The following is a 26,404-nucleotide window of genomic DNA, read 5'->3' on the forward strand; positions in this document are numbered from 1 at the left end:
CAGGCAGGAGGCAAGGACGATGTCACAAGATGTCGACTCACGACCGCGAACCGATGAGCGGCCGATCAGGGACTACAACCCGTTCGTCGAACCGGATCTCAGTGACCCCTACACCCCGCTCGCGGAGGCACGGAAGAACGCGCCGGTCTTCTACAGCCCGGCCATGGGAGCGTGGGTCGTCACCAGGCACGAAGACGTCAAGTACGTCCTCGCCGAGACGGAGCTCTTCAGCTCCACCCAGTCGATCTACAGCAACCTCGATCCGCTGCCCGAGCCGGTAGCGGAGATTCTCCGCACCGGCTTCCCTTACTCCGGTGGCCTGGTCGACATGGACCCGCCGGATCACGCACCGGCGCGCCGTCTGTTCAACCACCGCTTCGTCCTCAGCAGCGTGACTCGCCTACAGGCGCACATCCGTGCGCAGGCACACCGGCTGGTCGATGAGATGGGCGGTCCACCGGCCGACATCGGTGCTGCCTTCGCGAACATGTTGCCCGTCGTGGTGATCACCACCCTCCTCGGCGTCCCGTCCGGCGACGTGGCGGCGGTCAAGTTCTGGGCGGACGAGTGGCTCGTCCTGAACTCGCGCCAAGGTGACATCGAACGGCTGACAGCCGCCGCACGTGCCCTGCTGGATTTCCAGAGCTACGTTGACGAGCTCCTCGCCCAACGCGAAACCGGCGGGATGACCGACGACCCGCTGAGCGACCTCCTGGCGATCAACGACACCGGCGTCCGACCCATCGACCGAACGACCATGCACAGCGTCCTGATGAGTGTCCTGCTGGCAGGCTACAAGACGACCAGCGGCCTGCTGGCGAACTCCGTTTACCAGCTCAGCCGGCGACCTGAGGTCGTCGAGGAGCTTCAGCGCAGCCCGGAGCTCATCGACAAGTTCCTCCTCGAGGTAGTCCGCTTCGACACCGCGGTGCCAGGCATGTACCGAACGGCGACGCAGGACGTCCAGATCGGAGGGACGGTCGTTCCGGCCGGGTCGCATCTCCAGGTTTCGTTCCTGTCTGCCGACCGCGACGAGACCGTTTTCGACCACGCCGATCGCTTCGACCTGCACCGGACCGACGGCGCCGCCCAGATCGGGTTCGGGCGTGGCATCCATCACTGCATGGGTTCCAGCCTCTCGATGCTCGAGGCACACATTGCTGTGGAGACCGTCATCGACCGACTGCCGGGACTTCGCCTGGCGGACGGTTGTGAGCGTGTGTTCGCGCAGAGTGCCACAATCCGGAACACCCCGTCGCTGATGGTCACGTGGAGGAAGTAAGCCGGCCGGCCGCGCCGTCCAGGTCGTACTCGGCCACCGCCGTGTCGACCACGTCCACCAGGCGGGCCAAACGCTCCCAGGTTGTCAGGCGCAGGTCGGGCAGGTTGCCATACACAACGAGCGCGGCGACCTCGGTAGCAGCCTTCGCGAGCGCCGCGCCGGCGCAGTAGTGCAACCCGTGGCCGAAGGCAAGATGCGGCCGGTCGGCTTCGCGCCCCGGCCGGTACTCGTCGGCGTCGGGGCCGAACACCGCAGGATCGCGATTGGCAGTGCCCCAATGCAGCATCACCTCGCCACCGTCGGCAACAGCCGGCCCGCAGTCCAACCGGACCTCCCCCACGCTGAGCATCGGAGTGCTCGGGAACGGTGTGAAGCGCAACGCCTCCTCGATCGCCAGGGCCCGCCACCGAGCACCCGCGTCGTCCAGATTCGCCATCATCGTGGCGTGCAGTCCTGCTTCGTCGACGAGTCCGAACAGCAACGCGATGAGGGTGGCGGTGGTATCACGCCCGGCAGTCCAGCAACCGAAGATGAGTCCGTCCCGCTCGTCACGTCTGATCACGCCGGCGTCATAGGCAGCAACGATTCTCCCGAGCAGACCGGCACCGCCGCGCGCCCGGTGCTTCCGGACGATGTCCTCGAAGTAGGAGCGCAGCTCCGCTGGTTCTGGCTCAAGGGCTGCGAGCAGCGTCGGGTTGCGTGCAAAGGCATCCAGATGCGAGATCATGAATGCCTCGTCGTCCGGCGTGTGCGGGAAGCTTGCCAGGGCAGACATCGAACGAAAGGCAAGGGTGGCAGAAAACCGCGCCAAGTCGATCGTTCCCGTGCGTGAGCCACGACCGAGCTGCTCGGTGACGTTGTCGCGGAGCAGCTCGAGCGCCAGCTGTTGGATGACCGGCCGCAGCTCACGCGCCGCGTCCTTGCTGAGATAGTCGGCCAGAATCGAGCGCAGCACGGTGTGCCGGCCCGGCGAGCCGTCGGCTTCGACCGGTTCCTGCGCCCAGGGAAACTGCTGCGCGATGTGGACTCGCTCCGGCGGAATCACGCCCTGACGTTCCATCGCCCGCCGCCGGACCGAGAACGCGAGACTGAACTGCCCTCGTCGTTGTCGTCCGGTCACCTCGGTCACGTCCGCATACCGGGTCAGGTGGAGTACCCCCGCGTGATCGAAGAACGGGACACCCGGGGTACTGACAGGTCCCGTCCGGACCACGTCGGATGGCTTCATGCGAAACACATACCTCGGCACTCTGAAGCGCTTCTGAAGTAGATCTGACTCCGGTCACGGCACAGCCACCGAGAAACATGCACCGAATTCAGAGCCGCTTCAGTTCCGCTCAATATCCTGAAAGTGCCGCCCCGCCTTTCATGTTCGTCAACACACCGGCGGGAGCCGCAATGTTCGGAGTATCGACGGACTTTGGTGGTCCGGCAACCGACGACGTCACGCATTTGCGGTCACTGGACCAGGTTGCGCGTGCTGTCGCCGGCTATGCCGCGTACGCTCTCGAGGCAACCGGGACTCCAGGTGGAGTGCTTGCGCTCGGAGACAGCACCGGGCGCGTGATCGAACTCGCGATCGGTTGGTCGAATCTTGCCGAGCGAACCCGGATGACACCGTCGCTCCCGTTCCCAGCGGGCCGGCTCGGCGCGCTCGTGATCGGCATGGCCGCCAACCGGCTGGCGGCTCAGGGCGTTGTCGACCTGAATCAACCCGTCATGCGATACGGCGTGCAGATCGAGAATCCGCTCGGGCGGCGGCCGGTGACACTCCGAGATCTCCTCACCCATCGAAGCGGCCTCTGCGCGGACACGTTCGAAGCGACCTTCACGGCCGGACCGGTCAGCGTGGAGCAGCTCGCCGGCCCGTCCGCCAGAGCCCCGGAGTACGGCGGTTCCAGGCCACGATGGTGTTCGCCACCTGGACAGCGTGCCGAATACTCCAGCGTGGGGCTCGAGATCGTCGTCCGGACGCTGGCCGCGGCTGTCGATGCGCCGTTCGCCGAGTACGCGCACGACGAGCTTCTCGCTCCACTCGGACTGGATCGGACCAGCTGGCCGCTCGCCGGACCGACCCCGTCGCTGTGGCAACCCAAGATGACCGGCTACATGGTGTTCGGTGACACGGCCGTGCCGACCCCGACGATCCGGGCACGGACGTCCCACAGTGCCGGTATCGAGACGACCGCCGGAGACTTCGTCCGGCTGCTGACAGCATTGCTTCCCGGCAGCAACACGCCAGACAGCGCTGAACTGACCGCCGGTCTGGGGATCGAGGTTCGGGATGCCGGCTCGCCCATGCATTCGTACGGCTGCTCAGGCTCGTACCCGTACGGCTGGTGGTCGACCGGCCGGGCATTCCCCGCGCTGGATCTCGCGGTGACCGCGGTCGGCAACGCCTGGAACATGCGGAAGTACGACAATCTGTCCGGCTGCTGGGCGTCGCTCGTCGCGGACAAGGCGGCCGAGCTCCGGGCCGACGACCAGTCCAACGATCTCGTCGGCGGGACCGATTCGGAGATCGCCGGGGCCGTCGCCGCGGAGCGTATCTTCGGGCTGCTCGGGGTGACGGAGCATCTGCCGCACCACGAACTCGAGCGGATTGCGGAGGAAGCCTGCCCGCTGCCGCACCGAACCTCGGCTGACTGGAGCCGAGCCGAGTTCATGGCGGGTCTGGAGTGGCTGGAAGATGCCCATACGCCGGCGCAGATCGAACATAAGCTGGCGGCTCGCCCTGAGCTCGCGGAATACCTGGATCTGGTCCGTCGGAGGTGGGGTGCGGGGCCCCTGATGCTCGATCCCGAATACCGAGCCTGATCCAGCTGATGTGGTCATACGGCAACTGGGTGCACTGTGCGAGCCGATGTTGTGTATTGAGCCAGCTCGCGTGCGTACGATCCCAGCAGCGGCGAGATCAAGTACCGGTCGTGCGCCTGTTGCTCGAGCAGGCTTGCGCGGGAAAGTTCGGCGAGGCCGTTGCGAACCGCCGTCTCCGGCAGCGCAAGTTGCGTGGCGACTGCCCGGACGGCAACGATCGGCCCACTCAGCCGGCCGAGCTCCGCGAAGAGCTGCGCGGCCCCGTCACTCAGCAGACGGCACGACGCCGCAAACACGGACCGGATGTTGGTGCTCGGATCCCCACCGTCGAGGATGTCGAGCATCCCGCAGTCCGCCAGGGTGGCGTCCGCCAGCTCCGGCATTCGCTCGCCGGAATGGACGAGCTGCCTGTTCGCGAGAACCGCAAGCGCGAGCGGCAGACCGCCGCACGCCGACACCAAGCTCAGGATCGCTTGCCGATCGTCGGCGCGCTGCCATTCACTGCGCCGGCTGCCGAGCAACCGCGCACTCGCGGCTGATGTCAATGCTCCCAGATACAACAGCTGGGCGGCGTTCTTGATGGCCAGAGACCGCAGATCAGTTCGACTCGTCACGAGGACAAGGCAGCCAGGAGCGCTTGGCAGCAAAGGCCGGACCTGCTCGGCATCTCGGGCGTTGTCCAGCACGATGAGGACCTGCCGGCCTACGAGTGCTGTCCGGTAGAGACCGCTCAACGCGTTCGCGTCTGCCGGCAGCTGCCGGTCGGAGATGCCGAGACCGCTGATCAGGCAACGGAGCGCATCGACGGCAGCGACAGGTTCCTGCACCGCATCGAAGCCTCGCAGATCGACGTACAACCGGCCGTCCGGGAACTGCGCGGCCGCCCGATGTGCCCAGGACAACGCGAGCGCGCTCTTTCCGACGCCCGGCGTTCCGACCACCGCGATCACAGGTGTCGCGGTCGCCGGCGCACTCTTCCGTCCGTCATCGGCGAGCGCTTCCAGCTGCTCCAGCTCGCGCTCACGACCGATCAGCGATGTCGCCATCGGAGGAAGCTGCGTCACCGCAGCGGCAGACTCGGTGCTGATGCGGACTTCGGTCGCCCGCCCGTCGAGCCGCTCGTCCTGTCGAAGTACGGCTTCCTGGAGTTCGCGAAGGCGCCGGCCCGGTTGAATGCCGAGTTCGTCGTCAAGCCTCCGGCGCAGGTCCTGGTAGGCGGCGAGGGCATCTGCCTGCCGTCCGGCGCGGTACAGGGCGGTGATGAGTTGCGCGCACAGGTCCTCGTCGAAGGGGTGATGTTCGACGAGTTCCTGGGTGAGAGTCACGACGCCGAAGTGGTCGCCCAACGCCAGCCTGGCATCGACCAGAGACCTCGCCGCCGTGTACCGGAGGCGGTCAATACGCTCGCACTGGTCGTCGATCCACGCATGGCCGCGGGTGTCGTTCAATGGCTCGCCACGCCACAGGTCCAACGCTGTCTGCAACTTGTCCGCCCGCCGCCGCAGGTCGACGCACGCATTCGCGCCGGTCACAAGCCGCTCAGCAGCTTGCAGATCGGTATCGATGGTGCGGACGTCGAGCCGGTAGCCGGGAGAGTTCGTCAGGATGCAGCCTGGTACGCCCAAGATACGTCTGAGGTACGAGAGATGACTCTGCAGGGTGTTGACGACCGTGGCCGGCGTGTGGCCCGACCAGACGATGTCGATCAGGAAGTCGCTGCTCACCGGCTGACCGATCCGCAACGCCAGCGCCGCGAGCGCGAGCTTTCGCCGCACTCCTGAAATGGGTTTCGCGACACCGTCACCGACGACATCGATCGATCCCAGCAGCCGGATCTGCACAGGTCGAGCTTCGAGATCGCCTGCGGCGCGGTCCACCGACGACGCCGACAACGTAGCTGTCATTTCTTCCTCCGCAGTGTGATTCCGTTTCTGACAATACTGCGGAGGCTGCGCTCGGCAATTGGGGGCGAACCCCAAGATCGCCGGATTCGCGCATTTCTGCCTTCCAACTCCGGCAGTCGAGGAGCATTCTGAGAAATGTCTAGGGGTAGTACTAGGGGTTGTCCCCCTATCCGGCCACTGTTTCAAGGAGCTGATCGGGTATGACGGTGGGTACGGCGCGATCAGCTGACAGCGGGCTCGTCGAACGCGCGGACGAGATGCTGGGCATCGAGGCAACGCTCGACGAGGTCGCCGAGTCAGGTGCCGGCCGGATGGTGATCGTCCAAGGGCCTGCGGGAATCGGGAAGACGAGCTTGCTCAACGCCGCGGGCACCGCGGCACGCCGGCGCGGCTACGCGGTCCTGGCCGCCCGTGGCAACGAGCTCCAGCAGGAGTTCGGCTGGGATTTGGTGCTGGGACTGTTCGAACGCGTACAGGCGGAGAGCACCGAGATCGTTCGGGCCACGCCGGCGGCGGCCCTGGCGGTCGAGATGCTGGCAAGCGAGCAGCTGATGCCGCCCGAGGCTCAGTCCGGCGAATATGCGATGCTGCATTCCCTGCTGTGGCTGACCAATCACCTCGCGTCGCGGCAGCGACTGATGCTCGTCGTTGACGACCTTCATTGGGCCGACCAATCTTCCCTGAGATACTTGGCCTACCTCGCGCAGCGGATCGACGGCATGCCGGTTGTCGTGCTGGCGGCAGCACGACCGGGAGCCGCCACGCTCGAGCGCAGCTTGTCGATGATGGTCGAGAGCCCAGCTGCCATGGTTCGCGTGCTCCGTCCGCTCAGTCCGGAGGGCGTCAGCGAGATGCTCGCCGGAGCGCTTGGCCGGCCGCAGGACGCAGCGACCGTGGCCCGGTGCCATGAGCTGACGCTCGGGAATCCGCTCTTCGTCCGGGAGCTCAGCCGTGAGCTCGCGGGAGCCGGGAACACCTCCGGAGTTCAGGCGGTACTGAGCGACAGCGTGCCTGGCATAGACCGCTACGTCATGCGTCAGGTTGGCCGGCTGCCGAAGTCGAGCCGAGATGTCATCGAGGCACTCTCGGTACTCGGAGATCAATGCGCCGTGAATCGCCTCGCCCTCGTCGTCGATCAGCCGGTGATGACGGTCCTCGAGGCGCTCTCGGTTCTGCAGGTGGGCGAGCTTGTTCGTGGTACCGGCGAACCCCGCAAGTACTCGATTGCGCATCCCCTCGCCCGGGCTGCGATCTACCGAGCGCTGCCTGACCTGACGCGAGTCGAGCTACGGGCACGGGCCGCGGCCGTAGCGCTTCAGCATCACGAGATCGACCAGGCCGCCGCGCACGTGTTGCTCCTGCCGCCGGGCGCGGCATCTTTCGAGATCTCGGGCGTACTCGCCGAGGCCGCGCACCGTTCCATGGTTCGAGGCTCGACCAAAGGCGCAGTCGCTTTCCTTCGCCGGCAGCTCGACGAAGACCTAGGGATCGAGCGCCAGGACGTACTCGTACGGCTCGCAATGGCCGAGGTCGCAACCAACGACCCTCGGTCACAGCAGGATCTCGCTGACGCACTCGCGAATGCGACGGATCCGGAGCAACGGACGATGCTCACCATCGCCCTCGTCGCGACGATGTTCGACACCCCCGACAGAGGCCTGGCGCTGCTCAAAGCGATTCTGGACGCCGCGCACGAGCTGACCGACAGCGATCGGTTCGCCGTCGAAGCGTTCCGGACATTGTTCGTACATTTGGCAGCGACGAAGCTCGATCTGGACAGTCTTCTCCGGGGCCTGGAACTCCTGCCGACCGACAGGTCGTTCGGGGGCCGCGCCCTGGATATCGAGATCGGGCTGATGCGGTACTTCCGGGCGAACCGGCCGGCCGCGCTCGAGCGGGTCGCGCGCGGCATGGAGGACGACACCCTGTTCGCCGATCCGCGCGCCGAGTTCGCGGTCGGCTCCGCCTGGCATGTCATGCTCGGATGCGACGCACCGGAACTGCTGGGATCACTGGATCGCGCCATCCAGTACGGCCGGAGCGTCGGTTCGGCTCGAGTGCTGGGCGTCGCGCACTGTTACCGGTCCGGCCTGATGCTCGCGCACGGTAATCTGCACGAAGCGATCGAGGACGGCGAAGTGTCGTGGGAAACGTGCCGGGTGACTGAGGCCGACGGACGCCTCTTGTGGATCGGCAACTACCTCATGCAGGCCTTGGTAGCCGCGGGTGACGTGCGCAAGGCAGACTCGATTCGCCAGGAGCTCAAACGCGACCGGCCGCCGCTGGCAAGTCCGATCGAAGCCGATGGCGAGATCACCGTCCTGATTGCACAGCGCCGGATCGACGAGGCTCTGGCGGCAATCGAGGAAGCGCGCAGGGGGTGCGAGCGGCTGGGCATCAGAAACCCGGTCTTCACCGATTGGCGGTCACACTTGGTGCGCTGCCTCCACCTGCGTGCCGAAGACGACGAGGCCAGGGCCATCGCCGACGAGAACCTCTCGTTGGCTCGTGAGTGGGGCACTCCGGCCGGTGTCGGTAGCGCCTTGCGAACGCTCGCGACCGCGTCAGAGACCGATGAGCTGCGAATCGAGATCCTACGGGAGGCGGAGCGCCTCCTAGCGACGTCGAGTGCCCGCTACGAGCTCGCCCAGTGCCAATTCGAGCTCGGCGACGCCCTTCGGCGCGTCAAGCACGTGGCCGATGCGCGGCGGTACCTGCAATCGTCACTCGAGCTTGCCGAAGTGTGCGGGGCCAAGCCACTGCGGAGCCAAGCGATCTCCACCTTCCGCCTGATCGGTGTCCGACCAGTGACGTCGACCCGGCTCGGTGCTGGTTCGTTGACACCGGGTGAGATTCGCGTCGCGCAGCTCGCCGCGGAGGGTATGAGCAACCGCGATATCGCCCAGAGCCTCTTCGTGACGGTGAAAACGGTTGAGGTTCACCTCGGCAATACGTACCGGAAGCTAGGCATCAGGCAGCGCAGGGAGCTCGGCCAAGCCTTGACAGTTTGATACTCAGCGCAGCAGCGGATCGATGGCCGCGGCAATGAACAGCAGCGCGAGGTAGATATTCGAGAAGTGGAAGAGCCGCATCGGCCGCAGGGCGGCGCCTTCCGCGCCGGTGTGGGCCCGGAGCAACAACCGGCGGGCCTCGCGGAGGAACACGAAGCCGAGCACGATCGCGGCCGGCCCGTACACGTAGCCGGTGCCGGCGACCGGCCAGAGCGCGAGCGACGTGATCACCATGACCACGGAGTACGCCATGATCTGCCGCGCGGTGGCGACCGGGGTCGCGACCACCGGGAGCATCGGCACGTCGACCGAGGCGTAGTCCTCGCGGTAACGCATCGCGAGCGACCAGGTGTGCGGCGGCGTCCAGAAGAACACCACCAGGAACAGCACGACCGGCGTCCAGGCCAGCTTGCCGGTGACCGCGGTCCAGCCGATCAGGGTCGGGAAGCAGCCGGCGATGCCGCCCCAGACGATGTTCTGCACGGTCCGGCGCTTCAGCACCATCGTGTAACCGAAGACGTAGAACAGGTTCGCCGCCAGCGCGAGGCCGGAGGACAGCCAGTTCACGAAGAGACCGAGCTCCAGGGTGGCCAGTACGCCGAGCACGACGCCGAAGATCGTCGCCGACCGCGGGCTGACCGCGTGCCGCGGCAGCGGGCGGCGCCGGGTCCGGCGCATCTGCTCGTCGATGTCGCGGTCGAACACGCAGTTGATCGTGTTCGCGCTGCCGGAGGCGAGGATGCCGCCGATCAGGGTCGCGACGACCACCTTCAGCCCGGGCACTCCCCCGGCGGCCAGGAACATCACCGGCACGGTGGTGATCAGCAGCAGCTCGATGATGCGTGGCTTGGTCAGACCGACGTACGCCTTCACCACGTCGCGCACCGACGGACTCACTGTTGCAGCTGACACAGATGACACAGCAGCAGCGTCCGGCAGCGGCGTCGGGTACGACGTCGTCGCGGCGGGACGCGGGTCGACGGCCGTCACGAACACCTCGAACAGATCTGGGTTGACGCCGGAGCACCGGCGCTGACGATTCAGCAGTCTACGACGCCTCGTAGGAGGGTTCTGCCACCCCCCTCCGATGAGCCTTGTGTGACCTCCCGGACGTCCGGGAACAGGGTGAGTTGCTGAACGGTTGACAAACAGTCGAGCGGTGCGCAACAGAGACAGTCGGTCACAGTAGGCTCGTCCTGAGCAGACACCCTGAAGAGATTCCATCGAGAGGAGCGCCGCCGGCGTGACGGAGAAGACCAAGCTTGAATGGACCGAGCTCGACCAGCGCGCGGTCGACACCGTACGGGTGCTCGCGATGGATGCGGTCGAGAAGGTCGGGAACGGACACCCCGGTACGGCGATGAGCCTGGCGCCGGCGGCGTACCTGCTGTTCCAGAAGGTGATGCGGCACAACCCGGCGGACCCGCACTGGGCCGGCCGCGACCGGTTCGTGCTGTCCGCGGGCCACTCCAGCCTGACGCTGTACATCCAGCTGTACCTGGCCGGCTTCGGCCTCGAGCTGGACGACCTGAAGTCGCTGCGGACGTGGGGCAGCAAGACCCCGGGCCACCCGGAGTACCGGCACACCCCAGGCGTCGAGACGACCACCGGGCCGCTCGGCCAGGGCGTCGGCAACGCGGTCGGGATGGCGATGGCGGCCCGCCGCGAGCGCGGCCTGCTGGACCCCGAGACCGCCAAGGGCGAGAGCCTGTTCGACCACAACGTCTACGTGATCGCCTCCGACGGCGACATCGAGGAAGGTGTCGCGTCCGAGGCCTCGTCGCTGGCCGGACACCAGAAGCTCGGGAACCTGACCGTCATCTACGACGCGAACAAGATCTCGATCGAGGACAACACCGACATCGCGCTGTCCGAGGACGTCGCGGCCCGCTACGCGGCGTACGGCTGGCACGTCCAGGACGTTGACTGGACAGGAGGTGGGACCGGCTACGAGGAGAACGTCCAGGCGCTGTACGACGCACTCGAAGAAGCAAAGGCGGTCACCGACAAGCCGAGCTTCATCCGGCTGCACACGATCATCGGCTGGCCATCGCCGGGCAAGCAGAACACCGGCAAGATCCACGGCTCGGCGCTCGGCGCCGAGGAGGTCGCGGCCACCAAGAAGGTGCTCGGCTGGGACCCGGAGCAGACCTTCCAGGTCGCGGACGACGTGATCGCGCACACCCGCGAGGCCGTCGACCGCGGCAAGGCGCTCGAGGCCGAGTGGGACAAGGGTTTCGAGGCCTGGAAGGCGGCCAACGGCGAGCGCGCCGAGCTGCTGGCCCGGCTGCAGAAGCGGGAGCTGCCGGCCGGCTGGAAGGACGCGCTGCCGAGCTGGGACGCCGACGCCAAGGGTGTCGCGACCCGCGCCGCGTCGGGTGACGTGCTGACCAAGCTGGCGCCGGAGCTGCCCGAGCTGTGGGGTGGTTCGGCCGACCTCGCGGGCTCGAACAACACCACCCCGAAGGGCCAGCCGTCGTTCATCCCGGCGGAGTACTCGACCAAGGAGTTCTCCGGCGACGAGTACGGCCGGGTGCTGCACTTCGGCATCCGCGAGCACGCGATGGGCGCGGTCCTGAACGGCATCGCGCTGCACGGCTTGACCCGTCCGTACGGCGGCACCTTCCTGGTCTTCTCCGACTACATGCGCCCGTCGGTGCGGCTGGCCGCGCTGATGAAGCTGCCGGTCACGTACGTCTGGACGCACGACTCGATCGGCCTCGGCGAGGACGGCCCGACGCACCAGCCGATCGAGCACCTGTCGGCGCTGCGCGCGATCCCGGGCCTGGACGTCGTCCGCCCGGGTGACGCCAACGAGACGGCTGCGGCGTGGGAAGCGATCCTCGAGCACACCGACCGCCCGGCCGGCCTGGTCCTGACCCGGCAGAACGTGCCGACCTTCCCGCGCGGTACGGACGGCTTCGCCACGACGGAGAACGTCCGCAAGGGCGCGTACGTGCTGCTCGACACCGATGACGCCGAGGGCACGCCGGACGTGGTGCTGATCGGCACCGGCTCGGAGCTGCAGATCGCCGTCGAGGCGCGCACCAAGCTGGCCGAGGAGGGCGTCAACGCCCGGGTCGTGTCGATGCCGTCCCGCGAGTGGTTCGACGAGCAGGACGACGCGTACCGCGAGAGCGTCATCCCGGCGGACGTCCGGGCCCGGGTCTCGGTCGAGGCCGGGATCGCGCTCAGCTGGCACGACATCGTCGGTGACTCCGGCCGTTCGGTCAGCCTGGAGCACTACGGCGCCTCCGCGGCGTACCAGACGCTGTACGACGAGTTCGGCATCACCACCGAGGCCGTCGTCCAGGCCGCCAAGGACAGCATCGCTGCCGCCGCACAGATCAGCGGTCCGGGTGTCCCGCCCGGCCGTTCCGCCGCCGGGCCGGTCGGACCGGCCGACGCCAACTGACACCACACCAGAAAATCCGGAAGAAGGCATCGGACCCATGAACGATCGCTTGAAAGCACTCGCCGACGCGGGTGTCTCCATCTGGCTCGACGACCTGTCCCGCGAGCGGCTGACCAGCGGCAGCCTGCGGGCGCTGATCGAGGACAAGTACGTCACCGGCGTGACCACCAACCCGACGATCTTCGCCAAGGCGATCTCGGACGCCGACGCGTACGCCGAGGTGATCGGCAAGCTGGCGGCGCAGGGCATCTCCACCGACGAGGCGATCCGGGTGATCACCACCAGTGACGTCCGCGACGGCGCCGACGTGTTCAAGCCGACGTACGACGACACCGAGGGCCAGGACGGCCGGGTGTCGATCGAGGTCGAGCCGAGCCTCGCGCACGACACCGAGGGCACGATCCGGCAGGCCAAGGAACTGTGGGACATCGTCGGCCGGGAGAACATCTTCGTGAAGATCCCGGCCACCAAGGCGGGGCTGCCGGCGATCACCGCGACGCTCGCCGCCGGGGTCAGCGTGAACGTGACGCTGATCTTCTCGCTGGACCGCTACAAGGCCGTCACCGACGCGTTCCTGTCCGGTCTCGAGCAGGCCGTCGAGAACGGCCACGACGTCAGCAAGATGGCCAGCGTCGCGTCGTTCTTCGTCAGCCGGGTGGACACCGAGGTGGACAAGCGGCTGGACGCGATCGGCACCGACGAGGCGAAGGCGCTGAAGGGCAAGGCCGCGATCGCCAACGCCCGGCTCGCGTTCCAGGCGTACGAGGAGATCTTCGACACCGACCGCTGGCGCGAGCTGGAGACCGCGGGCGCGAAGCCGCAGCGGCCGCTGTGGGCGTCGACCGGCACCAAGGACCCGTCGTACTCCCCCACCCTGTACGTCGACAACCTGGTTACCCGCGGCGTCGTGAACACGATGCCCGAGGCAACGATCAAGGCGGTCGAGGAGCACAGCGAGATCACCGGCGACACGGTCCGCGGCAACTACGCGGCCGACCGTAAGGTGATCGACGACCTGGAGCGGCTCGGCATCTCCTACGACGAGGTCGTCCAGGTGCTCGAGGACGAGGGCGTCGCGAAGTTCGACGCGTCCTGGTCGGAGCTGCAGGACACCGTCACCGCCGCACTGAAGGGCGCCGCCAAGTGACCGCTGTAACTACGCTCAACGGCGACTGGACCGAGGTCGTCGCCAAGCTCGTCGACGAGAAGATCGCGTCCCGGATCGCCGCGAAGGACGCGACGATCTGGGGTCCGGAGGCCGAGCACGAGGCGTCGATCCGGCTCGGCTGGGTGGACCTGCACGAGACCTCGCGGCCACTGCTGGCCGAGATCGAGGCGCTGCAGGCCGACCTGCGCGCCGAGGGCCTGGACCGGATCGTGCTGTCCGGTATGGGCGGTTCGTCGCTGGCTCCCGAGGTGATCACGCGGACCGCGGGCGTCGAGCTCGTCGTGCTGGACTCGACCGACCCGAGCGTCGTGAAGCGCGCGCTGGACGGCGACCTGTCGAAGACCGTGATCGTGGTGTCCAGCAAGTCCGGCGGCACGGTCGAGACCGACAGCCACCGCCGTACGTTCGCGAAAGCGTTCACCGACGCGGGCATCGACGCCGCGTCGCGGATCGTGGTCGTGACCGACCCGGGTTCGCCGTTCGAGCAGCTGTCGAAGGACGAGGGGTACCGCAAGACGTTCCTCGCCGACCCGAACATCGGCGGCCGGTACAGCGCGCTGACCGCGTTCGGCCTGGTGCCGTCCGGGCTCGCCGGTGCAGACATCGCCGAACTGCTCGACCAGGCCGCCGAGGCCGCGCCGGCGCTGCAGGCCGACTCGACCGACAACCCGGCGTTGTGGCTGGGCGCGGTGCTCGCGGCCAGCGGGGGCCGGGACAAGGCGATCATCACCGCTGACGGCTCTGACATCGTCGGGTTCCCGGACTGGGCCGAGCAGCTGATCGCGGAGAGCACCGGCAAGAACGGCACCGGCGTACTGCCGGTCGCGGTCGAGGTGACCGCGCCGGAGCTGACCAGCGACGCGGCCGACCTGACCAACGCGCTGCTTGCGGACAAGGCGACCAGCAGTGTGCCGACGGCGCTGACGTCGGGGTCACTCGGTGGACAGATGCTGCTCTGGGAGACGGCGACCGCGGTCGCCGGGTATCTGCTCGGCATCAACCCGTTCGACCAGCCAGACGTGGAGAGCGCGAAGAAGGCGGCGCGCGGTCTGCTCGACGCGCAGCCGGAGCCGGAGGCGGCAGCCTTCACCGAGGGCGCTGTCGAGGTTCGCGGTTCCGAGGGTCTGCTCGACGGTGTGGACTCGCTGCAGGGTGCGGTCGACGCGCTGCTCGGCAAGCTCGACTCGGTCGGCTACGTCGCAGTCATGGCGTACCTCGACTCCGAGCGGGACGCCGACCTGGTCGCGGTCCGCCCGGCGCTGGCCACGAAGACGGGTCGTCCGACGACCTTCGGTTGGGGTCCGCGGTTCCTGCACTCGACGGGTCAGTACCACAAGGGCGGCCACCCGGAAGGCGTGTACCTGCAGATCACCGGCGCACACCCGGTGGACGTGGAGATCCCCGACCGGCCGTTCACGTTCGGCACGCTGATCTCGGCGCAGGCCGCCGGTGATGCGAACGTACTGGCCGAGCGCGGCCGTCCGGTGCTGCGGTTGCACCTGACCGACGTCGCGGCCGGCGTCCAGCAACTGCTGTCGCTGTTCAAGTAAAGCCACCTGACACGGGAGGAAGGCGGCTCATGACCGCTGAGCTCGACGAAGAGCCGACAGGTCCGGTCAACCCGCTGCGCGATCCGCAGGATCGGCGGCTGCCGAGGATCGCCGGGCCGTGCGGCCTGGTGATCTTCGGGGTGACCGGTGACCTGGCCCGGAAGAAGCTGATGCCGGCGGTCTACGACCTGGCGAACCGGGGGCTGCTTCCCCCGGGTTTCGCTCTGGTCGGGTTCGCCCGCCGGGACTACACCAACCAGGACTTCGCCCAGATCGTGCACGACTCGGTGAAGGAGCACGCCCGGACGCCGTTCCGTGAGGAGGTCTGGCAGCAGCTCGCCGAGGGCTTCCGGTTCGTCCCGGGTGACCTGACCGACGACGAGGCGTTCAAGCGGCTGCGGGAGACCGTCGACGAGCTCGACGTGACCCGCGGTACGGGCGGCAACCACGCGTTCTACCTGTCGATCCCGCCGGGGCTGTTCCCGGAGGTTGTTCGGCAGCTGTCCGAGCACGGGCTGACCGACGAGAAGCCGGGCTCGTGGCGGCGGGTGGTGATCGAGAAGCCGTTCGGGCACGATCTCAAGAGCGCCCGCGAGCTCAACCACGTGGTCGAGTCGGTGTTCCCGCCCGAGGCTGTCTTCCGGATCGACCACTACCTGGGCAAGGAGACGGTCCAGAACATCCTGGCGCTGCGGTTCGCGAACGCGATGTTCGAGCCGATCTGGAACAGCAACTACGTCGACCACGTCCAGATCACGATGGCCGAGGACATCGGCATCGGCGGTCGCGCCGGGTACTACGACGGGATCGGCGCCGCCCGGGACGTGATCCAGAACCACCTGCTCCAGCTGCTCGCGCTGATCGCGATGGAGGAGCCGGTCAGCTTCGACGCCTGGTCGCTGCGCCAGGAGAAGAAGAAGGTGCTGAACGCCGTCCAGCTGCCGGAGCGGCTGGACCTGCACAGCGCCCGCGGGCAGTACGCGGCCGGCTGGGCCGGTGGCGTGAAGGTGAAGGGCTACCTGCAGGAGGACGGCATCCCGTCGACCTCGACGACCGAGACCTTCGCCGCGCTGCGGGTCGACGTCGACACCCGGCGCTGGGCGGGTGTGCCGTTCTACCTGCGTACGGGCAAGCGGCTGGGCCGGCGTGTCACCGAGGTCGCGGTGATGTTCAAGCGGGCGCCGCACTTGCCGTTCAACAAGACCGAGACCGAGGAGCTCGGGCAGAACGCCCTGGTTCTGCGGATCCAGCCGGACGAGGGCATCACGCTGCGCTTCGGCGCCAAGGTCCCTGGTACGTCGATGGAGATCCGCGACGTGAACATGGACTTCGCGTACGGCGGCTCGTTCACCGAGTCCTCCCCGGAGGCGTACGAGCGGCTCATCCTCGACGTACTGCTCGGCGACCCGCCGTTGTTCCCGCAGCACACCGAGGTCGAGCTCGGCTGGAAGATCCTCGACCCGGTGCTGGACTACTGGGCCCGGCACGGTCAGCCGGAGCAGTACGCGTCCGGCGACTGGGGCCCGGACTCGGCGCACGAGATGCTCGCCCGCGACGGGCGTTCCTGGAGGCGGCCATGATCATCGACCTGACCGACACCACGTCGAGCGAGATCGCGTCCGCGCTGCTGAAGGCGCGGCGGAACGCCGGATCGCCGGCGATGGGCATGGTCGGCACGATCGTGGTCGTCGTCGACGAGGCGTCCCACCACGACGCGATGAAGGCCGCGAACGAGGCCGGACGGGAGCACCCGTCGCGGGTGCTGGTGGCGATCCTGCGGCCAGGTAAGGGCGCCGCTGGGCTGGACGCCGAAGTCCGTGTGGGTGAAGGGATTCCGGGCGAAGCGGTGCTGCTGCGGCTGCACGGTGAGCTCGCGAAGGTCCCGGAGTCCGTGATCACTCCGCTGTTGCTGCCGGACTCCCCCGTGATCGTGTGGTGGCCGGGTGGCGGGCCGCGCGTTCCGGCCGAGGATCCGCTGGGCAAGCTGGGTCGGCGACGCGTGACGGATGCGGCCGCCACGCGGCGGGCGTCCGTGGACTACACGGCTCGGGCCGAGGGGTACGCGCCTGGAGACACGGACTTCGCATGGACCCGGTTGACGCCTTGGCGGGCGTTGATGGCGGCCGCCTTGGATCAGTACCCGACGAAGGTGACCGGGGCCGAGGTCACGGCTGCTCGTGGGAACCCGAGTGCCGACCTGATGGCTGCCTGGTTGCAGTCCCGGTTGAAGGTGCTGGTCGAGCAGCGGACCTCGCGCGGGCCGGGCGTGACGGCCGTACGGCTGTTCACGCCGTCGGGGGCGATCGCGCTGACCCGGCCGGACGGTGCGGTGGCGACGTTCAGTGTGCCGGGACAGCCGGATCGGCCGGTGGCGTTGAAGCGCCGTACGACGTCGGAGCTGTTGAGCGAGGAGCTGCGGCGGCTCGACCCGGACGACGTGTACGCGCAGACCCTTGCCTGCATGGTGGAGCGGGATGCGATGCCGGCCGACGAGAAGAAGGTCGGGGCGACGGCGCGGAAGTCCACGGCGGCGAAGGTGTCGGCTGCCGGGAAGAAGGTGGTGGCGCCGAAGCAGGCTGCGGCCAAGCAGACGGTTGCCAAGAAGGCCGTTGCGGCGAAGTCCGTTGCCAAGAAGTCCGTTGCCAAGAAGTCCGTTGCCAAGAAGTCCGTTGCCAAGAAGGGCGTTGCGAAGAAGGCCGCACCGGCGAACAAGGCTGCTGCGCGGAAGAAGGCGGTGAAGCGGTGACTGTTGATCCGGAACTGCTGGTGCACTCCGACGCCGAAGACCTCGCGTTCTCGGTGGCCGGGCGGTTCGTCACGGCGATCGTCGACGCGCAGAGCACCGGCGGCGTCGCGCAGGTCGTACTCACCGGCGGGCGGGTCGCCGCGAAGGTGTACGAGGCGGTCGCGGAGTCGCCCGCGCGGGTCGAGGTCGACTGGCAGCGGGTCGAGTTCTGGTGGGGCGACGAGCGGTTCCTGCCGGTCGGCGACCCCGAGCGGAACGAGACCCAGGCGCGGGAGGCGTTCCTGTCGGCGCTGGACGTCGACCCGGCGCGGGTACACCCGATGGCCGCCGACACTGGACAGGGCGCTGAGGCGGCTGCGGCGGCGTACGCGGCTGAGCTCGAGGCGGCCGGTTCACCGACGTTCGACGTACTGATGCTCGGTGTCGGGCCGGACGGACATGTGGCCTCGCTGTTCCCGGGGTATCCGCAGCTCGCGGTGACCGACGTCGCGGCGGTCGCCGTACACGACTCGCCGAAGCCGCCGCCGACGCGGGTGTCGCTCACGCTGCCGTTGCTCAACCGGAGCCGCGAGGTTTGGTTCGTGGTGTCGGGCGAGGACAAGGCCGACGCGGTCGCGACCGCGCTGGCCGAGGGCGACGTTCCGGCCGCGCAGCCGAAGGGGCAGAACCGGACGCTGTGGTTGCTCGACGAGGCGGCCGCGTCGAAGGTGTCCTAGTTCGGCGGTGGCCGCACCGCCGGGGTGAAAGACTCGCGGTATGACTTTCCGAGAGTTGCATGCCGGGCGGTTCGTGATGCCGAACGCCTGGGATGCCGGCAGTGCGGTGCTGCTCGCCGCGGCCGGCTTCCCGGCGATCGCGACGACGAGCGCGGGGATCGCGTTCTCGATGGCGAAGGGCGATCACACGCTGCCCGACGGCGCGCCGGCGGTGTCGCGGGATCAGATGTTCGAGCGCGTCCGCGAGATCACCGCGGCGGTTCACGTACCGGTGAACGGGGACCTCGAGGACGGGTACGGCGCCGGACCGGCGCGGGTGGCGGAGACGATCAGCCTGGCGCGTTCGGCCGGGCTGGCGGGTGGGAACATCGAGGACTACGACGGGCGGGAGCTGTACGACGTCTCGCTCGCGGTGGAGCGGATCGTGGCGGCGCGGGAGGCGGCGGGCGCCGACTTCGTGCTGACCGCGCGGACGGACGGCCAGTTGCTCCGTACGCCGACCTCGCTGGACGAATCGATCGACCGGGCTAATCGCTTCCGTGCTGCGGGCGCGGACTGCCTGTACGTGCCTGGGGTGAACTCGCTCGACGCGATCCGCACGCTCGTACGGGAGATCGACGGGCCGTTGAACGTGGTGATCGGCCTCGGTACGTCGACGCTGACCGTCGCCGATCTGCAGTCTGCCGGGGTGACGCGGATCAGCCTGGGCGGGTCGATCGCCCGGGCCGCGCTCGGCTTCATCCGCCGGAGCGCGGAGGAACTGGCTACCTGCGGCACGATCACGTTCGCGGCGGACCAGATCCCACAGGCTGACCTGAACCAGCTCTTTGCGCGATCATCCAAGGGTGAATACTGATCGGTCGTTGCGGCAGGTGGCGCTGACCCACGCGATCGTGGGTTTCGCCACCTGCCTGTGCCTGATTGTGTTCTACGGCGGAGCGGGTGTCTTCGGTCCGATCAACGACGTCGGTAACGCTGTGCTGGGTGTCCTGAGCTTCGCGCTCGCCTGGGTACTACGGCCGCGCCTCACCGTGCTGCTCGGGTTCGCCGCGGTCGGCGCGGTGGTCACCGTTGTCGGCACGGTCCTCGTCCTCGGCGGCATCACCGGGTTCTATCTCGCGGGGTTGTGGTCGAGCTTCGGGTTCGGCTTGATCGGGGTGTGGTTGGTGGCGGTCCACTGGCACAAGTCGTCAGCGCTCAGGCGCCCCGCGCTCCTCGCCGGGGTGGTCATGCTGCTCGGCCTGGTCGGCGTACCGGGCATCCTGATGGGCGTGGACGACATGGACAACGCACCGGCCTGGACGTTCGTCGCCGGCCTCAGCTGGGCCGGAACCTACCTGCTGTTCCCCGCCTGGAGCCTCCGCCTAGCCCGGCAAGACCGTCCCGAACGCGTCCGCTAGCGGCGGAAACATCCCGCGCACGTCTCCCCCGCCCACCCAGATCCCGATCACCAACGCAGCCGTTGCCTCCAGCAACTTCGCCCTCCTCAACCCACCCGCGGACACCGGCACACACCCGAGGTCCCGCACCAGCCCCGCCACCTGCTCCACCCCGGCATCGCCGCAGATGGGCACACCCAGGTCCGGCGGTGGCTTCCGCCAGACGGTGTCAGCGGCGAGGTTGAATGCCTTCACCACCCTCACCCCAGGCCCGACCGCGGCCGCCACATCCTCTGCAACAGAGTCCAGGGCCAGCGTGAAATTATCGCATTCGTGCAGTCGATCAGGGTCGTGCCGTCGGGGACGAGGCGGGCTACGTCCGCCGCGACCTCGGCTGGTACGGCCAGCAGTACGACCTGGCCGTACGACGCCGCTTCCTCCAGCGTGCCTGCGACCGCGCCGACGCGTTCAGCTGTTTCGGCGGCGCGTTCGAGCGAGCGGCCGCCGATCATCACGTCGTGTCCGGCGCGGATCCAACCGTCCGCCAGTGCCTCGGCCATCAGTCCGTTGCCCAGTGTTCCTATTCGCATGGTCCTGACGGTAGACAGTTCGATGCGCACCTCCCGGTGCCCAACGGACCGCGCACAATGGACGGGTGGAGCCACGATTCTTCGCGGACTGTCAGGCGCGGGTCGCCGCCGACGTGATCAGCGGGCGCTGGCCGATGGTCGTCCTGTACTCACTCGCCCACGGCCCGGCCCGCCCGGGCGAACTCCGCCGGCAGATCGGCGGGATCAGCCAGAAGGTACTCACCGAGACGCTCCGCCGCCTCGAACACAACGGCCTGGTCGAGCGGCAGCGGTACGCCGAGGCGCCGCCACGCGTCGAGTACTCGCTGACCACCGCGGGCAAGGATCTGCTGGTACCGATCCGCGCGCTCGGCGACTGGGCCGCGGTTTACGCCGACCAACTCCCGACCGGAAACAAACCGTAAGCCCCCGGCCGCACGCTGTTGGAGTCAGCCCGATTCCGATGGAGGTACGAGCCATGTTCACCCTGCAGCAGATCGTCGACGCACCACCCGCCGAGGTCGTCCGCGCCTTCACCGACCCCGAACCGTTCGCCGCCTGGTTCGTCGCCGACGGCTTCCGTACGCCGTCCGACCGGGTCACCATCGACGCCCGCCCCGGCGGCGAGATCTCCGCAGTCTTCGTCAACGACGACACCGAGGTCCCCTTCACCCTCCACTTCGGTGCCCTGGACCTACCCCACCACGTCGAACTCGACTTCGCCGAACCCGCCGAGCACATCACGATCACCCTCACCGCCCTGGACGGCAACCGCACCCAACTCGACTACCAGAGCGTAGGCCTGACCGACGACCAGGAGATCCCCATCAAACCCGGCGTAACCACCATGCTCACCCACCTCGCCACCTACTTCAGCTGAACGCGAGCACGCTGGTGGTGCGGATCCCCAGGCCATCACAATCGGCCGGCACCGGCGCAGCTCAGCGGGAGCGCGCCGAGATCTGCTGATTGAGATGGCCTGGGGATTCACCCTACGGCCAAGATCTCAGCCGATGGTGCCCTTGTAGACCGCGGGCAACGGCCCTCGCCGAGGCACCGCACCGGACCCCGCGGCGGGCGGCGCGATCCCCGGCCCGGGACCGCCCGGGCCTGCCTCGCTGGGGCCAGCACCGGGCTCCGGCGGTTCAGTGTTGGTGGCGCCTAGTAGGCGGCGGGTGAGGGTGTCTTGGGAGGAGAGGAGTTCGGCGGCGGCTGCGCGTAGGTGGTTGGCGGCGGGGGGCTCGGCTGACTCGGCGGCCAGGAGGACCGTGCGGCGTACGAGCTCCTTCATGAACGATGCCGTCGTGCCGGCCGTCTGCTCGACGACTTCCGCCACCAGCTCGGGTGACAGGTCGAGACCAGGTCCGTAGAGGTGCAGCAGCCGCGCCCGACCGTCCGCGTCCGGGAGCGGGACCTCGACTGCCATGTCCACCCGCCCGGGGCGCTGCATGAGCGCGGGCTCCAGCAGGTCCGCCCGGTTCGTCGTCAGCAGGAACGCGACATCCGCGTCCTGCGCCAACCCGTCCATCTCGTTCAGCACCTGGAACAGCAGCGGATTCTCCGCGCCCAGCGAGAAGTCACGGGCCTCGGCGACGAGATCGCAGTCCTCCAGGACGACCAGCGCCGGCTGCAACATCCGCGCCAGCGCACAGGCCTGCGCGATGAAGTGGATGCTCGTCCCCGCCAGCAGCACGACCGTGAAGGCCGGCAACTGCGACAGGACATACCGGATCGTATGCGTCTTCCCAGTGCCCGGCGGCCCGTACAGCAACACCCCGCGCCGCAGGTGCTGCCCGGCCGCCAGCAGCGTCTCGCGATGCTCGGCGATCCCGACAACCTCGCGCTCGATCCGCTCCAGCACGCCGTCCGGCAGTACGACGTCCGCCCGCGTGAGCCCCGGCCGCGGATGCAACCGGAACGGCCCCACGCCGTGCCCGAACTCGTGCCCCTCGAACGACACCACCTTCCCCCGGAACACGTTGTACTCCCGGATCAACTCCGGCAACGCCCCGAGGAACCGGTCGCCCGCCTCCTTCGAACCGACGAGAATCTCCAGATCGACGCTGGAACGCCCGTACTGCGGGTTCGCCGCCCGCAGCAACGCGACGTACCGGTCCTCCCCTCGCACCCCGAGGTAGAACCCGAACGCGACGCAGTCCATGTCCTCGTCCACGTCGATCTGCAGCCGCTGGTAGTCGACCGCCCCGATCCAGAACCGGTCGTACTCGGCCAGCTCCAGCAGCTCGCCCAGCGAGTGGTGGCTCCGGTTCGACCCGGCGAGCCCGATCACCTCGAACGAGTCGAACCACGCCTCGATCGCGCGCTGGACGTTCGGCAGGTCGTACGACGGGTACGACGTCGCGACCACCGGCACCTGCTCGGGGTCGAGACCGAGATGCCCGCGCAGCCGCTCCCGCAGGCCCTCCCGTTCCGGGCGCGACCCACCCGCCGCCTGCATCCGCTCCAGGAAGCGCGTGAACAACCGCGCGAACTCGTCGACGTCGTCCGCCATCCCGCCGTACCCCCTTCGAAGATTCCGGTCTATCCGGAGGCTCCTCCGAAAAGCCGGATAGGATCTCCACCATGACAGCTTCCGAGTCCACCGACCGGCCGTACGGTGCGTTCCCCGTCCGGATCGGTCTGCAGGTCCAGCCCCAGCACGCCCAGTACGCCGACATCCGGCGGACGGCCGCCGCGGCCGAGGAGATCGGCGTCGACGTCCTGTTCAACTGGGACCACTTCTACCCGTTGAGCGGTGAACCCGAGGGCCTGCACTTCGAGTGCTGGACCATGCTCGCCGCCTGGGCCGAGGCGACCGAGCGGGTCGAGATCGGCGCCCTGGTCACCTGCAACTCCTACCGCAACCCCGACCTGCTCGCCGACATGGCGCGCACCGTCGACCACATCAGCGACGGCCGGCTGATCTTCGGCATCGGCTCCGGCTGGTTCGAGAAGGACTACGACGAGTACGGCTACGACTTCGGTACGGCCGGCGGCCGGCTGGACGCGCTCGGTGAGGCGCTGCCGCGGATCGAGCAGCGCTGGACCAAGCTCAACCCGAAGCCGACCCGGGACATCCCGGTGCTGATCGGTGGCGGCGGTGAGAAGAAGACGCTGAAGCTGGTCGCGCAGCACGCCAACATCTGGCACGGGTTCGGCGACGCCGAGACGATCGCGCACAAGCACGCCGTCCTGGACGAGCACTGCAGGACGATCGGCCGCAACCCCGGCGAGATCGAGCGCTCGGTCGGCGTCGGCGACAAGAAGCCGGAGGAGATCGGCAAGCAGCTGCTCGACGTCGGCACCCGGCTGTTCACGGTGCACGCGGGCGGTCCGGACTACGACCTCGGTCTGCTCCGTGAGTGGGTCGCCTGGCGCGACGAGGTCAACTCGAAGTAGCACAACCGGCCGGGTGACCGCCGTTGCTGTCACCCGGCCTACACTTTCCGGCATGTCTACGTTGCCTGGGAACGGTTCGGTGCGGCCTATCACCCGCTGGGGTGAGGACGTCATGCACCGGGTCAATCAGCCTGTCACCGACTTCGGGGACGAGCTGCAGACGCTGGTCGCCGACATGGTCGCGACGATGAACGCGGCCGAAGGCGTCGGCCTGGCCGCGAACCAGGTCGGGGTGGACCTGCAGCTGTTCGTGTTCGACTGCCCGGACAAGGACGGCAACCACGTACAGGGCGTGGTCTGCAACCCGAAGCTGGAGCTTCCGGAGGGCAAGGACCGCAACCTGGACGAGGGCGACGAGGGCTGCCTGTCGCTGCCCGGTGCGTTCACCAAGTGCGCCCGCCCCGACTATGCGAAGGTCACCGGCGTCGACCACCACAACCAGCCGGTCACGTACGAGGGCAACGGCCTGCTGGCGCGCTGCCTGCAGCACGAGACCGACCACACGCAGGGCATGGTCTTCGGCGACCGGCTCTCCCGCAAGTACCGCAAGCGCCTGTTCGCGGAGGCCGAGGAGTTCGCTCCGGACTACCCGACCGACTGGCCGGTCTCCCCGATGGTCGACCACGACCAGGCGGAAACCCCGGCGACCTGAGCGGTCACCAGTGGGCCTTCTCCAGGTCGATCGCGTCGACGGTCTCCTCCGGGGTCTGCCCGGTGGTGTCCAGCCACAGCCCGCGGCACGGGATCTCGTCCAGCCCGGCCTGGAGTGCTCGTACGGCGTTCTCGAGCGAGCCGCCCGGTTCCTGCCAGTCGCGGTACGAGTTTCCGCCGCCGCGGCCGAGTTCCCGCGCCACGATCGACTCGACCGACGGCACGAGTACGACGAGGTACGGGTCGACGTCGCGCAGCCGGGAGAACCAGCGCGCGACGTGCTCCCCCAGCACGATGTCGCTGCAGACGAAGCCGAACCCGTTGTCCGCGTAGTGCTGAGCGACCAGGGCGCTGGCGTCGTACCGCAATTCCAACTGGCGGATCGCCTCGGCGGACGGGTCCGGTGTCATCTGGGCCGCACCCGCAACCACGCCGCGGTAGAACACATCCCCGTCCAGCGTCGCGGCCGGCGGACCGAGGCGCGCGGCCAGCAACGGCGCGATCGTGGACTTCCCGGCGGCCTGCATGCCGGTGACGAGTACTACCTTCGCCATGCCTCAGGCTTCAGTGAGTAGATGGTGGCGTCGAACGGTACGCCGTCCTCGGTCAGCACCGCCTCGTGGTCGAAGGTCATCCCGAGTCGGCGCATGACCGCGATGCTACGGACGTTCGGGGTGTCGGTCACCGCAATAACCCGGGGCAGCCCGAGGGTCGTGAAGCCGTGGTCGAGCCACGAGGCCGCCGCTTCGGTTGCGTAGCCATGGCCCCAGTACTCGCGGGCGAGGCGCCAGCCGATCTCCAGGTCGTCCGGGTACCACTGTTCGCGCGAGAGTCCGGCTGCGCCCAGGAACGCCCCGTCGGCGCGACGCTCGACCGCGAGGAAGCCGTACCCGTTCTGCTCGTACGACGCGTTCACCGCCGCGGCGATCCGGTCGGACTCCGCCCGGGTCAGTGGCGGGCCGAGGTACTGCGTCACGTCGGGATCCGCGTTCAGCGCGGCCCACGGGTCGAGATCGGATTCGCGAAACGGCCGCAGTACCAGGCGTTCCGTCGTACGCACGGCTCCCCCCTCAGGGCCGGGTGGCGGACCTCTCGATCACTCCGTTTTGCGGTTCGTGATGTCCAGGACAGCCCGTACCTGGCCGGCGACCGTGTCGCCGCCGGGCAGCTTGCGCTCGAAGATCGCGCCGCCAATCGTAAAGCCCCACGCCCCGGCGGCCGCAAGCAACTCGATCTGCTCCACTCGCGAGACCGAACCGGCCGCGATGACTGGTCCTGAGCACGCGGCGACCACGGCGCGGGTCAGCTCGGCCGGATCTGCTGTCCGGTGGCGGTAGGTGAGCAGATCGACTCCTGTTACTCCACCGTGCCCGCTGAGCACCTTCGCATCTCTGGCGATGTCCTCGATCTCTCCCGTCAGCTCGCTGGGATGCCCAATGATCGTCCCGGGGAAAGGACAATAGCGAATACCGGTGTCGTCGAGGAGCGCCATCCCGAGATCCGGGTTGGTCCCGCCCAGAACCCAATCGACTCCCGCGTCTCGCGCGGCGTGCAAGGATTCGAACTCCTCGTCCACGCTCGTCGACACGACTTCGAGCATGACCTCCATTCCGGCATCGTGAGCCCGGTCCGTCAGCTCACGCTGGCGCGCCGGCGTCGCGCCGACATCCTTGAAGCCCACATAGCGCAACCCGGTGCCGGTGAGCGTCTCCAGCACCTCGAGTGCGTCGTCCACAGTGCGGTCGTCATGGGTGAGCATAAAAATGAACTCGACCATCAATACTTTCCTCTCGGCAC

23 protein-coding genes are annotated in these 26,404 nt (G+C 68.2%); 15 read left to right on the forward strand and 8 right to left on the reverse strand.

Going from position 1 to position 26,404, the window contains the following annotated elements; genetic code table 11:
• Positions 1-19: 19 nt before the first annotated feature.
• The gene (locus ACFYRU_RS22980; protein ID WP_387662156.1) at positions 20-1,282 is read left to right on the forward strand and encodes a cytochrome P450; all 1,263 of its coding nucleotides are present in this window, start codon (positions 20-22) and stop codon (positions 1,280-1,282) included.
• On the opposite strand, the gene ACFYRU_RS22985 is transcribed toward ACFYRU_RS22980, so the two are convergent.
• Positions 1,266-2,411 carry a cytochrome P450 gene (locus tag ACFYRU_RS22985; protein ID WP_387662158.1) on the reverse strand — a complete coding sequence of 382 codons (1,146 nt, stop codon included), beginning with the start codon at positions 2,409-2,411 and terminating at the stop codon, positions 1,266-1,268. The two genes, ACFYRU_RS22980 and ACFYRU_RS22985, sit on opposite strands and share 17 nt — an antisense overlap.
• Before the next feature lie 269 nt (positions 2,412-2,680).
• Between ACFYRU_RS22985 and ACFYRU_RS22990 the strand changes: the two genes are divergently transcribed.
• Entirely contained in the window at positions 2,681-4,099 is a 1,419-nt protein-coding gene (locus ACFYRU_RS22990) for a serine hydrolase domain-containing protein (protein ID WP_387662159.1), read from the forward strand.
• 14 nt (positions 4,100-4,113) lie between these two features.
• On the opposite strand, the gene ACFYRU_RS22995 is transcribed toward ACFYRU_RS22990, so the two are convergent.
• Positions 4,114-6,003 carry a BTAD domain-containing putative transcriptional regulator gene (locus ACFYRU_RS22995; protein ID WP_387662161.1) on the reverse strand — a complete coding sequence of 630 codons (1,890 nt, stop codon included), beginning with the start codon at positions 6,001-6,003 and terminating at the stop codon, positions 4,114-4,116.
• Positions 6,004-6,203: 200 nt separating this feature from the next.
• On the opposite strand from ACFYRU_RS22995, the gene ACFYRU_RS23000 reads away from it, so the two are divergent.
• Positions 6,204-9,014 (forward strand): ATP-binding protein, encoded by a 2,811-nt coding sequence (locus tag ACFYRU_RS23000; protein WP_387662163.1) that lies wholly within the window; start codon positions 6,204-6,206, stop codon positions 9,012-9,014.
• Positions 9,015-9,017: 3 nt separating this feature from the next.
• Here ACFYRU_RS23000 and ACFYRU_RS23005 read toward each other — a convergent pair whose 3' ends face one another.
• A complete protein-coding gene (locus tag ACFYRU_RS23005; protein ID WP_387662939.1) occupies positions 9,018-9,953 on the reverse strand; it encodes a heme o synthase in 936 nt (311 codons plus the stop codon).
• A gap of 304 nt (positions 9,954-10,257) precedes the next feature.
• Between ACFYRU_RS23005 and tkt the strand changes: the two genes are divergently transcribed.
• The 8 genes from tkt to ACFYRU_RS23045 are packed head-to-tail and all read left to right on the forward strand — an operon-like array spanning position 10,258 to position 20,009.
• A complete protein-coding gene (tkt, locus tag ACFYRU_RS23010; RefSeq protein WP_387662164.1) occupies positions 10,258-12,429 on the forward strand; it encodes a transketolase in 2,172 nt (723 codons plus the stop codon).
• Between the two features lie 37 nt (positions 12,430-12,466).
• A complete protein-coding gene (gene tal / locus ACFYRU_RS23015; RefSeq protein WP_387662166.1) occupies positions 12,467-13,576 on the forward strand; it encodes a transaldolase in 1,110 nt (369 codons plus the stop codon).
• Positions 13,573-15,147 (forward strand): glucose-6-phosphate isomerase, encoded by a 1,575-nt coding sequence (locus ACFYRU_RS23020; RefSeq protein ID WP_387662168.1) that lies wholly within the window; start codon positions 13,573-13,575, stop codon positions 15,145-15,147. The genes tal and ACFYRU_RS23020 overlap by 4 nt, the downstream gene beginning before the upstream one ends.
• Positions 15,148-15,176: 29 nt before the next feature.
• Positions 15,177-16,727, forward strand: coding sequence for a glucose-6-phosphate dehydrogenase (gene zwf, locus ACFYRU_RS23025; RefSeq protein WP_387662170.1), 1,551 nt, complete (start codon positions 15,177-15,179; stop codon positions 16,725-16,727).
• A complete protein-coding gene (locus tag ACFYRU_RS23030; RefSeq protein ID WP_387662172.1) occupies positions 16,724-17,893 on the forward strand; it encodes a glucose-6-phosphate dehydrogenase assembly protein OpcA in 1,170 nt (389 codons plus the stop codon). Before zwf ends, ACFYRU_RS23030 begins: the two co-directional genes overlap by 4 nt.
• Positions 17,890-18,609, forward strand: a complete 720-nt coding sequence (gene pgl, locus ACFYRU_RS23035; protein WP_387662174.1) for a 6-phosphogluconolactonase — start codon at positions 17,890-17,892, stop codon at positions 18,607-18,609. Before ACFYRU_RS23030 ends, pgl begins: the two co-directional genes overlap by 4 nt.
• Positions 18,610-18,649: 40 nt before the next feature.
• Positions 18,650-19,465, forward strand: coding sequence for an oxaloacetate decarboxylase (locus ACFYRU_RS23040; RefSeq protein WP_387662176.1), 816 nt, complete (start codon positions 18,650-18,652; stop codon positions 19,463-19,465).
• A complete protein-coding gene (locus ACFYRU_RS23045; RefSeq protein WP_387662178.1) occupies positions 19,455-20,009 on the forward strand; it encodes a hypothetical protein in 555 nt (184 codons plus the stop codon). Before ACFYRU_RS23040 ends, ACFYRU_RS23045 begins: the two co-directional genes overlap by 11 nt.
• Before the next feature lie 239 nt (positions 20,010-20,248).
• Here ACFYRU_RS23045 and ACFYRU_RS23050 read toward each other — a convergent pair whose 3' ends face one another.
• Positions 20,249-20,578 (reverse strand): NADPH-dependent F420 reductase, encoded by a 330-nt coding sequence (locus ACFYRU_RS23050; protein ID WP_387662179.1) that lies wholly within the window; start codon positions 20,576-20,578, stop codon positions 20,249-20,251.
• A 65-nt stretch (positions 20,579-20,643) separates the two neighbouring features.
• Between ACFYRU_RS23050 and ACFYRU_RS23055 the strand changes: the two genes are divergently transcribed.
• Positions 20,644-20,982 (forward strand): winged helix-turn-helix transcriptional regulator, encoded by a 339-nt coding sequence (locus ACFYRU_RS23055; protein ID WP_387662181.1) that lies wholly within the window; start codon positions 20,644-20,646, stop codon positions 20,980-20,982.
• Positions 20,983-21,035: 53 nt separating this feature from the next.
• Positions 21,036-21,437 carry an SRPBCC domain-containing protein gene (locus ACFYRU_RS23060; protein WP_387662183.1) on the forward strand — a complete coding sequence of 134 codons (402 nt, stop codon included), beginning with the start codon at positions 21,036-21,038 and terminating at the stop codon, positions 21,435-21,437.
• A gap of 126 nt (positions 21,438-21,563) precedes the next feature.
• On the opposite strand, the gene ACFYRU_RS23065 is transcribed toward ACFYRU_RS23060, so the two are convergent.
• Complete coding sequence (locus tag ACFYRU_RS23065; protein ID WP_387662185.1) at positions 21,564-23,069, reverse strand: AAA family ATPase; 1,506 nt, start codon at positions 23,067-23,069, stop codon at positions 21,564-21,566.
• Positions 23,070-23,140: 71 nt separating this feature from the next.
• On the opposite strand from ACFYRU_RS23065, the gene ACFYRU_RS23070 reads away from it, so the two are divergent.
• Positions 23,141-23,956 carry an LLM class F420-dependent oxidoreductase gene (locus tag ACFYRU_RS23070; protein ID WP_387662187.1) on the forward strand — a complete coding sequence of 272 codons (816 nt, stop codon included), beginning with the start codon at positions 23,141-23,143 and terminating at the stop codon, positions 23,954-23,956.
• Between the two features lie 52 nt (positions 23,957-24,008).
• Positions 24,009-24,608, forward strand: a complete 600-nt coding sequence (gene def / locus ACFYRU_RS23075) for a peptide deformylase (protein ID WP_387662189.1) — start codon at positions 24,009-24,011, stop codon at positions 24,606-24,608.
• A 4-nt stretch (positions 24,609-24,612) separates the two neighbouring features.
• Here the strand turns inward: def and ACFYRU_RS23080 are convergent, their stop codons facing one another.
• From ACFYRU_RS23080 to ACFYRU_RS23090, 3 genes are read right to left on the reverse strand one after another with little or no spacing between them, the layout of a single operon-like run.
• Entirely contained in the window at positions 24,613-25,161 is a 549-nt protein-coding gene (locus ACFYRU_RS23080) for a hypothetical protein (RefSeq protein ID WP_387662191.1), read from the reverse strand.
• On the reverse strand, positions 25,149-25,667 hold the full coding sequence (locus ACFYRU_RS23085) for a GNAT family N-acetyltransferase (protein WP_387662193.1): 519 nt from the start codon (positions 25,665-25,667) through the stop codon (positions 25,149-25,151). The genes ACFYRU_RS23080 and ACFYRU_RS23085 overlap by 13 nt, the downstream gene beginning before the upstream one ends.
• A gap of 36 nt (positions 25,668-25,703) precedes the next feature.
• Positions 25,704-26,384 carry a hypothetical protein gene (locus ACFYRU_RS23090; protein ID WP_387662195.1) on the reverse strand — a complete coding sequence of 227 codons (681 nt, stop codon included), beginning with the start codon at positions 26,382-26,384 and terminating at the stop codon, positions 25,704-25,706.
• Positions 26,385-26,404 lie beyond the last annotated feature (20 nt).

It is taken from the genome of Kribbella sp. NPDC004536, from assembly GCF_042873835.1.
GTDB lineage: Bacteria > Actinomycetota > Actinomycetes > Propionibacteriales > Kribbellaceae > Kribbella.